This is a genomic window from Bordetella hinzii LMG 13501 (assembly GCF_001548475.1).
GTDB classification, from domain to species: domain Bacteria; phylum Pseudomonadota; class Gammaproteobacteria; order Burkholderiales; family Burkholderiaceae_B; genus Bordetella; species Bordetella hinzii.
On sequence record NZ_LRUJ01000070.1, the window covers coordinates 1 to 8,217 of the forward strand.

14 protein-coding genes are annotated in these 8,217 nt (G+C 63.0%); 11 read left to right on the plus strand and 3 right to left on the minus strand.

Features of this window, described 5'->3' with window-relative positions; all coding sequences use genetic code 11:
* Positions 1–99: 99 nt before the first annotated feature.
* The 11 genes from rpsJ to rpsQ all read left to right on the plus strand — a co-directional run bounded on the left by rpsJ (position 100) and on the right by rpsQ (position 5,475).
* Positions 100–411, plus strand: a complete 312-nt coding sequence (gene rpsJ, locus AXA74_RS23285) for a 30S ribosomal protein S10 (RefSeq protein WP_003806903.1) — start codon at positions 100–102, stop codon at positions 409–411.
* Positions 412–714: 303 nt separating this feature from the next.
* Entirely contained in the window at positions 715–1,404 is a 690-nt protein-coding gene (gene rplC / locus AXA74_RS23290) for a 50S ribosomal protein L3 (protein ID WP_032955622.1), read from the plus strand.
* A 4-nt stretch (positions 1,405–1,408) separates the two neighbouring features.
* Positions 1,409–2,026: a 50S ribosomal protein L4 gene (gene rplD, locus AXA74_RS23295; protein WP_029579986.1), complete on the plus strand. Its 618-nt coding sequence runs from the start codon at positions 1,409–1,411 to the stop codon at positions 2,024–2,026.
* Positions 2,023–2,319 (plus strand): 50S ribosomal protein L23, encoded by a 297-nt coding sequence (rplW, locus tag AXA74_RS23300; protein ID WP_005017278.1) that lies wholly within the window; start codon positions 2,023–2,025, stop codon positions 2,317–2,319. The genes rplD and rplW overlap by 4 nt, the downstream gene beginning before the upstream one ends.
* A complete protein-coding gene (gene rplB / locus AXA74_RS23305) occupies positions 2,320–3,147 on the plus strand; it encodes a 50S ribosomal protein L2 (RefSeq protein ID WP_029579985.1) in 828 nt (275 codons plus the stop codon).
* A gap of 12 nt (positions 3,148–3,159) precedes the next feature.
* On the plus strand, positions 3,160–3,435 hold the full coding sequence (rpsS, locus tag AXA74_RS23310) for a 30S ribosomal protein S19 (RefSeq protein WP_005017283.1): 276 nt from the start codon (positions 3,160–3,162) through the stop codon (positions 3,433–3,435).
* Between the two features lie 3 nt (positions 3,436–3,438).
* The gene (gene rplV, locus AXA74_RS23315; protein ID WP_029579984.1) at positions 3,439–3,768 is read left to right on the plus strand and encodes a 50S ribosomal protein L22; all 330 of its coding nucleotides are present in this window, start codon (positions 3,439–3,441) and stop codon (positions 3,766–3,768) included.
* A gap of 9 nt (positions 3,769–3,777) precedes the next feature.
* Complete coding sequence (rpsC, locus tag AXA74_RS23320; protein WP_032955621.1) at positions 3,778–4,569, plus strand: 30S ribosomal protein S3; 792 nt, start codon at positions 3,778–3,780, stop codon at positions 4,567–4,569.
* 2 nt (positions 4,570–4,571) lie between these two features.
* Positions 4,572–4,988 (plus strand): 50S ribosomal protein L16, encoded by a 417-nt coding sequence (rplP, locus tag AXA74_RS23325; RefSeq protein ID WP_029579982.1) that lies wholly within the window; start codon positions 4,572–4,574, stop codon positions 4,986–4,988.
* Between the two features lie 11 nt (positions 4,989–4,999).
* The gene (gene rpmC, locus AXA74_RS23330) at positions 5,000–5,191 is read left to right on the plus strand and encodes a 50S ribosomal protein L29 (protein WP_012415740.1); all 192 of its coding nucleotides are present in this window, start codon (positions 5,000–5,002) and stop codon (positions 5,189–5,191) included.
* Between the two features lie 2 nt (positions 5,192–5,193).
* Positions 5,194–5,475, plus strand: coding sequence for a 30S ribosomal protein S17 (rpsQ, locus tag AXA74_RS23335; RefSeq protein ID WP_005017289.1), 282 nt, complete (start codon positions 5,194–5,196; stop codon positions 5,473–5,475).
* A 113-nt stretch (positions 5,476–5,588) separates the two neighbouring features.
* Here the strand turns inward: rpsQ and AXA74_RS23340 are convergent, their stop codons facing one another.
* From AXA74_RS23340 to AXA74_RS23350, 3 genes are all read right to left on the minus strand, one after another.
* Positions 5,589–6,635: a branched-chain amino acid ABC transporter permease gene (locus tag AXA74_RS23340; protein ID WP_029579981.1), complete on the minus strand. Its 1,047-nt coding sequence runs from the start codon at positions 6,633–6,635 to the stop codon at positions 5,589–5,591.
* 4 nt (positions 6,636–6,639) lie between these two features.
* A complete protein-coding gene (locus AXA74_RS23345) occupies positions 6,640–7,659 on the minus strand; it encodes a branched-chain amino acid ABC transporter permease (RefSeq protein WP_029579980.1) in 1,020 nt (339 codons plus the stop codon).
* Positions 7,656–8,217: ABC transporter ATP-binding protein (locus AXA74_RS23350; protein ID WP_060833335.1), on the minus strand; the 562-nt coding region annotated here is incomplete at its 5' end. The genes AXA74_RS23350 and AXA74_RS23345, both read right to left, overlap by 4 nt.

The following is an 8,217-nucleotide window of genomic DNA, read 5'->3' on the forward strand; positions in this document are numbered from 1 at the left end:
CGTCGTCGCCAAGATCATCGCCTAAGCTGCACCCCATCACGAAGGCGGCCTGGCCGCTTGCCGCCGACCGCCTTCGTTTTTCGTTCTTTAGGAAACGCCATGAAAAACCAAAAGATCCGCATCCGTCTGAAGGCTTTCGATTACAAACTGATCGATCAGTCCGCAGCGGAAATCGTTGACACCGCCAAGCGTACCGGCGCTGTCGTCCGCGGTCCGGTTCCCCTGCCCACGCGCATCCGTCGCTACGACGTGCTGCGTTCGCCGCACGTCAACAAGACGTCGCGCGACCAGTTCGAAATCCGCACCCATCAGCGCCTGATGGACATCGTGGATCCGACCGACAAGACCGTCGACGCTCTGATGCGTCTGGACCTGCCGGCCGGCGTGGACGTCGAGATCGCTCTGCAGTAAGCAAGGCTGTCGGGTCCCCGGACCCGCAAATGGCCGCACTTCATCGAAGTGCGGCCATTTTGTTTTTGCGGCCGGCTCATCCGGCCCGGTTTTCATCGCTGTCGCGTTCGGCACACAAGCAGGCCCGATGGCGCTAAGTGCTTGTGCCAGCTGCAAAAAACGTGCTAATATGCGAAGCTTGCCATTTTGTGGCAAGAGAAACTATGGCGTCGAACGACGCCTGGTTCTTTGTCCTGTAGGGTGAGGGCCGTTACCCTTTGCCTGATTAGCCCCGACCAATCGCAGTCGGGAATGGAGAAAACAATGTCGAATACGACGCCCACGCCCGCCGCCCATCGGCTGGGTCTGGTGGGTCGCAAGGTCGGCATGACCCGCATTTTTACCGAGGAAGGCGAGTCCATCCCGGTCACTGTGCTGGACGTGTCCAACAACCGCGTGACCCAAGTCAAGTCCCTGGAATCCGACGGCTACGCCGCCATCCAAGTGACTTATGGCAATCGCCGCGCCTCGCGCGTGACCAAGGCCGAGGCCGGTCACTTCGCCAAGGCTGGCGCTGAAGCCGGCAGCATCCTGAAGGAATTCCGTCTCGATCCCGCCCGCGCCGCCGAATTCGCGGCTGGCTCGGTCATCGCCGTGGAATCCGTCTTCGAAGCCGGCCAACAGGTCGACGTCACGGGCACCACGATCGGTAAGGGCTTTGCCGGTACCATCAAGCGCCACAACTTCGGCTCGCAACGTGCCTCGCACGGTAACTCGCGCTCGCACCGCGTGCCTGGCTCCATCGGCCAAGCACAGGATCCGGGCCGCATCTTCCCCGGCAAGCGCATGGCTGGCCACCTGGGCGATGTGACCCGTACGGTTCAGAACCTCGACGTCGTTCGCGTCGACGCTGAGCGCGGCCTGCTGATGGTCAAGGGCGCTGTCCCTGGCCACGCTGGTGGCGATGTCATCGTGCGTCCGGCAGTCAAGGCGCCGGCCAAGAAGGGGGCGTAAGTAAATGGATCTCAAGCTCCTGAACGACCAAGGTCAGGCCGCCACGTTTAGCGCGCCCGACACCGTCTTCGGCCGCGACTTCAACGAAGCGCTGGTGCACCAGATCGTTGTTGCCTTCCAGGCCAACGCTCGCAGCGGCAACCGCGCCCAGAAGGACCGCGCTGAAGTCAAGCACTCCACCAAGAAGCCCTGGCGCCAGAAGGGTACCGGCCGCGCTCGCGCCGGTATGACCTCGTCGCCGCTGTGGCGTGGGGGTGGTCGCACGTTCCCGAATTCGCCTGAAGAGAACTTCAGCCAGAAGGTCAACAAGAAGATGTACCGTGCCGGGATCCGCTCGATCCTGTCGCAGCTGGCTCGTGAAGACCGCATCGCCGTGGTGGACACCTTCTCGCTCGAATCGCCCAAGACCAAGCTGGCTGCCGCCAAGCTGAAGACCCTGGGCCTGGATTCCGTGCTGATCATCACCGACACGGTGGATGAAAATGTTTACCTCGCCACTCGCAACCTGCCGCACGTTGCCGTGGTCGAGCCCCGCTATGCCGATCCGCTGTCGCTGATCCACTACAAGAAAGTGCTGATCACCAAGCCGGCCATCGCGCAACTCGAGGAGATGCTCGGATGAACGCCGAACGCTTGATGCAAGTCATTCTCGCGCCGGTCGTGACTGAAAAAGCCACGTTCGTCGCCGAGAAGAACCAGCAAATCGCTTTCCGTGTGGTGGCCGACGCTACCAAGCCGGAGATCAAGGCTGCCGTCGAACTGCTCTTCAAGGTGCAGGTCGAAGCCGTGCAGGTCCTCAACCGTAAGGGCAAAGTCAAGCGCTTTGGCCGTTTCGTTGGCCGCCGCCGCAATGAGCGCAAGGCCTACGTCTCGCTCAAGGATGGCCAGGAAATCGACTTTGCGGAGGTGAAGTAAATGGCCCTCGTTAAAGTTAAGCCGACCTCGGCTGGCCGCCGTGGCATGGTGAAGGTCGTCAGCCCCAAGCTGCACAAGGGCGCGCCTCACGCCGCCCTGCTCGAAAAGAAGACCCGTGGTTCGGGCCGTAACAACAACGGTCACATCACGGTTCGCCATCGTGGCGGTGGCCACAAGCAGCACTACCGTGTTGTCGACTTCCGTCGCAACAAGGACGGTATCCCTGCGAAGGTTGAGCGTCTGGAATATGACCCCAACCGCACGGCTCACATCGCCCTGCTGTGCTACGCCGACGGCGAGCGTCGCTACATCATCGCTCCGCGCGGCCTGGAAGTGGGCGCCACGCTGATCTCGGGCATCGAAGCCCCGATCCGCGCCGGCAACACGCTGCCGATCCGCAACATCCCGGTGGGTACGACGATTCACTGCATCGAGATGATCCCCGGCAAGGGCGCTCAGATGGTCCGTTCGGCCGGCGCTTCCGCCGTGCTGATGGCCCGCGAAGGCACCTACGCCCAGGTCCGTCTGCGCTCTGGTGAAGTGCGCCGCGTGCACATCGAGTGCCGCGCCACCATCGGTGAAGTCGGTAACGAAGAACACAGCCTGCGCCAAATCGGTAAGGCCGGTGCCATGCGCTGGCGTGGCATCCGCCCGACGGTCCGTGGCGTCGCCATGAACCCGATCGACCACCCGCACGGTGGTGGTGAGGGCCGCACTGGCGAAGCTCGCGAGCCGGTCAGCCCGTGGGGCACTCCGTCGAAGGGTTACAAGACCCGTCGCAACAAGCGGACGAACAATATGATCGTCCAACGGCGCAAGCGCAAGTAAGAGGCGAACACTATGTCACGTTCGATCAAGAAAGGCCCGTTTGTCGACGCGCACCTGATCAAGAAGGTGGAAGCGGCCGTGACGGGCAAAGACAAGAAGCCGATCAAAACCTGGTCGCGCCGTTCCACGATCCTGCCCGAGTTCATCGGTCTGACGATCGCTGTGCACAATGGCCGCCAGCACGTTCCCGTTTATATCAACGAGAACATGGTCGGTCACAAGCTTGGCGAGTTCGCCTTGACCCGCACGTTCAAGGGTCACGCCGCGGACAAGAAGGCGAAGAGGTAAGCGATGGAAACTACTGCCATTATCCGTGGGGTTCACATCTCGGCCCAGAAGACCCGTCTGGTCGCGGATCTGATCCGCGGCAAGTCGGTCGCCCAGGCGCTGAACATCCTCAACTTCTCGCCGAAGAAGGCTGCCGGCATCCTGAAGAAGGCTGTCGAGTCCGCCATCGCCAATGCCGAACACAACGACGGCGCCGACATCGACGAGCTGAAGGTCACCACGATTTACGTGGACAAGGCTCAATCGATGAAGCGTTTCTCGGCTCGCGCCAAGGGCCGTGGCAACCGTATCGAGAAGCAGACCTGCCACATCACGGTCAAGGTCGGAGCTTAAGGAGTCAAGATGGGTCAGAAAATTCACCCCACTGGGTTCCGTCTCGCGGTCACCCGTAACTGGTCCTCGCGTTGGTACGCTGACGACAAGGCTTTCGGCGGCATGCTGGCCGAAGACATCCGCGTGCGCGAATACCTGAAGAAGAAGCTCAAGAGCGCTTCGGTCGGTCGCGTGGTCATCGAGCGTCCCGCCAAGAATGCCCGCATCACCGTCTACTCGGCTCGTCCGGGCGTGGTGATCGGCAAGCGCGGCGAAGACATCGAAAGCCTGAAGGCTGATCTGCAGCGTCTGATGGGCGTGCCCGTGCACGTCAACATCGAGGAAATCCGCAAGCCGGAAACCGACGCGCAGCTGATCGCCGACTCGATCGCCCAGCAGCTCGAAAAGCGCATCATGTTCCGCCGCGCCATGAAGCGCGCCATGCAGAACGCCATGCGTCTGGGCGCCCAGGGCATCAAGATCATGAGCTCGGGCCGTCTGAACGGTATCGAAATCGCTCGCACCGAGTGGTATCGCGAAGGCCGCGTGCCGCTTCACACGCTGAAGGCGAACATCGACTACGGCACCTCCGAAGCCCACACCACCTATGGTGTGATCGGCATCAAGGTGTGGGTCTACAAGGGCGACATGCTGGCCAATGGCGAGCTGCCCCCTGAAACCGCCGCCCCGCGTGAAGAAGAGCGTCGTCCGCGTCGCGCCCCCCGTGGCGACCGTCCGGATGGTGCCCGCAACGGCCGTCCGGGTGGTCGTGGTCGTGGTCCCCGCAAGGCGGACGCGGCTCCGGCGCCTGAAGGAGAATAACAATGCTGCAACCGTCTCGCAGAAAGTATCGCAAAGAGCAGAAAGGCCGCAACACCGGCCTGGCGACTCGCGGCACCAACGTGTCCTTCGGCGAATTCGGCCTGAAGGCCACCGGCCGTGGCCGTCTGACCGCCCGTCAGATCGAAGCCGCTCGTCGTGCCATCAACCGTCACATCAAGCGTGGCGGCCGTATCTGGATTCGTATCTTCCCGGATAAGCCGATCTCGCAAAAGCCGGCTGAAGTCCGGATGGGTAACGGTAAAGGCAACCCCGAGTACTGGGTCGCGGAAATCCAGCCCGGCAAGGTGCTCTACGAAATGGAAGGGGTCAGCGAAGAGCTGGCGCGCGAAGCGTTCCGCTTGGCCGCCGCCAAGCTGCCGATCTCGACCACGTTCGTTGCGCGTCATATCGGTGCTTAAGGAGTACAAATATGAAAGCTAGCGAACTCCGTTCGAAAGACGCCGCCGAGCTGGGCAAAGAGCTCGAAAGCCTGCTGAAGGCGCAATTTGGTCTGCGCATGCAGAAGGCTACGCAGCAGCTTGCCAACACCAGCCAGCTGCGCAACGTGCGTCGCGATATCGCGCGTGTGCGTACCTTGCTGACCCAGAAGGCAGGGAAATAAACATGAGCGAAACGCAAAACACCCAGGTTACCAAGCGCCAGCGCACGCTGGTCGGCAAGGTCGTCAGCAACAAGATGGACAAGACTGTCGTCGTGCTCGTCGAGCGCCGCGTCAAGCACCCCATCTACGGCAAGATCGTCATGCGCTCGGCCAAGTACAAGGCCCATGACGAAACCAACCAGTACAACGAAGGCGATACCGTCGAAATCGCGGAAGGCCGCCCCATCTCGCGCTCCAAGGCGTGGCGTGTGGTGCGTCTGGTCGAAGCGGCGCGCATCATCTAAGTTGTGCCTTCGCGGCGTTCCGGGGCCCGCTCCGGGATGCACGCGGAAAAAAAAACGGCAGGGATTGCTCCCTGCCGTTTTTTTTTGCCCGTCCGGCCGGGGCTGCGCCGCGCTCAGCGCCGCAGTTTGCCGGCGATGCCGCCGGGGAAGTAATACACCGACAGCACGAAGAGCACGCCGAGCCACAGCAGCCAGCGGTCGGGCTCGAACAGCGGCGCGATGAAGCCGATGGCCGAGACGGATTCGTGGAGGACATGCAGGCCATCCTGCAGATAGCTTTGCGCAAAGACGAACAGGGTCGCGCCCAGCACCGCGCCATACATCGTGCCCATGCCGCCGATGACCAGCATCAGCAGGATGTTGAGCATGATCTCGAAGGACAGGGTGGTGTCCGGACCGTTGTAGCGCAGCCAGAGCGCATATAGCGCGCCCGCCACGGTGGCAAAAAGCGCCGCCAGCACGTTGGACGCGCTGCGATAGAGCACGGTGGGATAGCCGATGGCCTCGGCGCGGAAGGCGTTCTCGCGGATGGCCTGCAGCACTCGCCCGAAAGGCGAATTGACGATGCGCAGCAACAGCAGGAAGAGCACCAGCGTGGCCAGGAAAATCAGGTAGTAGGTGATGATGCGCCCGTCGATGTTCAGGCCCAGCACTGGCTGGGAGAAGGCCTTGTAGGCCGGTCGCAGTATTTGCGGCACTTTGAAATTCAAGCCATCCTCGCCGCCTGTCAACCAGGACAGCTGCGAGCTGAGCGTCTGGAAGGCCGCGGCGACCGCCAAGGTGATCATGGCGTAGAAGATGGCCCGCACCCGCAGGCTGGCCAGGCCGATCAACAGGGCAAACAGCAGGGACAGGGCCAAGGCGACGAGCAGGCCCAGGCCTATGGCTGTCCAGCCCGGCTCCATGCGCGTGCTGGCGATGGCCACGCCGTAGGCGCCGATGCCAAAGAACATCGTGTGCGCGAAACTGACGATGCCGGTGTAGCCCAGCAGCAGGTCGTAGCTGGCCACCAGCACGATGAAGATCAGGATCTTGGCCGCCACGGCCAGGGCGCGGGGGCCGGGAAAGGCAAACGGCGCCACGGCCAGCAGCACCAGTATGAGGATGAGCAGCAGGGCCAGGAGCCGGCTGCGGGGTGGATCGCCGGAGAGTAATGACATGGCGCTAACGCGGTTGCGCAACAGGGTAGACGCCTTGCGGCCGCCACAGCAGGACGGCGACCATCAGGGCGATATTGGAGAAGAGGGCGGCCTTGGGCAGCAGGAATCCCGTGTAGTTGGCCATCAGGCCGACCAGCAGCGCGCCGATGAGGCAGCCGGCCGTCGAACCCAGGCCGCCTATCATGATGACGATGAAGATCAGCACATTGACCTGGGCCCCGAGCTGCGGCACCACGGACTGTTGATACAGGCCCCAAAGCACGCCGCCCAGTCCGGCCAGCATGGAGCCGGCCACAAACACGGCCACGAAAAGATGCCGGATGCGGTAGCCGAGGCTTTCTACCATTTCGCGGTCTTCGACGCCGGCGCGTATCAGCAGCCCCAGCTTGCTGCGATTGAGCACCCAGAGCAGCAGGGCCAGCACGATGAGACCGATCGCCAAGGCCAGCAGGCGGAACTTCTCGATAGCCGCATCGCCCAGCAGCAGCGCGCCGCGCAAAGCCTCAGGCAGGGTGAGCGCGATAGTCTGCGGGCCCCAGATCATTTTTATGAGTTCTTCGCCGATGATCATGCCGCCCATGGTGATGAGGATCTGCTTCAGATGCTGCCCGTAGACGGGCCGCACGATCACACGCTCGAACACCGCGCCTATCGCGCCGGCCACCAGCATGCCGACGATCATGGCCGGCAGGATGGCGCCCAGATTGGCCAGCAGGCTGGGGTTGTCCGTCCAGCCGCCCATCAGCGACAGCACCGTGGTCGCCATATAGGCGCCGATGGCAATGAACAGGCCGTGGCCGAAATTGAGCACGTCCATCAGGCCGAAGACCAGGGTCATGCCGGAGGCCACGATGAAGATGATCATGCCCATGGCCAGGCCGGCCACGGTAAGCGTGAGCCAGGTGGACCAGGAGCCCACCAGCGGCAGGGCCAGCAGGGCCAGGCCCAACACCAGCAGGGCAGGCAGGTAGTCGCGGCGCGCGGCCGGCAGGCTGCCATCGGCGGCGGAAATCGCGGCATTCATTGGTGACTCCCCAGGGACAGGCCCAGCAGGCGTTGTTGCAGGGCTTCATCGCCGGCCAGTTCGGCCATGCCGCCGGCATGCACCACACGCCCGTCGTCCATGACGGCGACGTGGTCGCCCAGCTGGCGGGCGAAGCCGAAGTTCTGCTCGACCAGCAAGATGGTCGTGCCGCTGCGCTTGAGTTCGACAAAGGCGGCGATCATGTTCTGCACGATGGCCGGCGCCAGGCCCTTGCTGGGCTCATCGACGATAAGCAGCCGCCGGGGCTCGATGATGGCGCGCGCCACCGCCAGCATCTGCTTTTGCCCGCCGGACAGGTTGCCGGCCTGATAGAGCCAGAATTTGCGCAGGGCTGGAAAGAATCCGAATATCCACTCCAGCCGGGCGCTGTCCAGGTCCCGGGCACGGCGGGCCTGGCGCGCGGCCAGCAGGATGTTTTCCTTGACCGACAGTCCGGCGAAGATACCCATGTTCTCGGGTACATAGGCGATGCCGCGGCGCGCCATGTCGGCCGGCAGGGCCTTGACCGGGCTGCCCTCGAAGTCCAGGACGCCCTGC